This is a genomic window from Vibrio sp. 2134-1, from assembly GCF_033339495.1.
In genome coordinates, this window is sequence record NZ_JAWOUS010000326.1 from 1 (window position 1) to 770 (window position 770).

Genomic DNA, 770 nt, shown 5'->3' on the forward strand with positions numbered 1-770 from the left:
GCTTCCCATGCTGGATCATTGGTGATACGGCTCAGGTCGCCAACGTTGGCAAAGCCGTGGGTTTCCACATCGGTTTCTGCCATCACAAACAGGCCGTAAATATCACACAGCTCGTAGAAGCGTGGGTCGTTCGGGTAGTGTGCGGTGCGAACCGAGTTGATGTTGTGTTGCTTCATCAAAATCAGATCTTTTTCCACGCGGTCCATGCCCACTGCGCGACCTTTTAGGTGGTCGTTGTCATGACGGTTTACACCATGCAGCATTACGTATTGATTGTTGATGTAAAACAGGCCATTGCGAACTTTGATGTCACGGAAACCCACGCGTTGTGGGATCACTTCCACTACGTTGCCTTGGTGATCTTTTAAGGTGATGAACAAGTGGTAAAGGTAAGGATTTTCAGCCGTCCAATGCGTTGGGTTCACCATATCAATCGCAAAGCTTGTTGAGTGGTGGTTTTGGATAGTCAGTGAATCGCATTGACCACTGGCTACGACAGTGCCTTTGTCATGCAGCGCGTATTCCAGCGTATAGCCAGACGCGATAGCGGTGGAAAGGTTTTCCAATTCGATTTGAGCACTGAGCGTCGCACTTTGGTAATCGTCGGCGAAATCGGTGCGAATGGTGAGGTCTTGGACGTGAATGTTCTCTTTTCCGATTAGGTAAACATCACGGAAGATCCCCGCCGTCCACCACATGTCTTGGTCTTCAATGTAAGTGGAATCGGCCCACTGCATCACGCGTACAGAGAACAAGTTTTCGCCTTGTTG

General features: G+C 49.6%; 1 protein-coding gene. It reads right to left on the reverse strand.

The features are described from left to right. A partial coding sequence (locus tag R7R78_RS25760) for a glycoside hydrolase family 2 TIM barrel-domain containing protein (RefSeq protein WP_318119582.1) occupies positions 1 to 770 on the reverse strand: 770 nt, incomplete at both ends.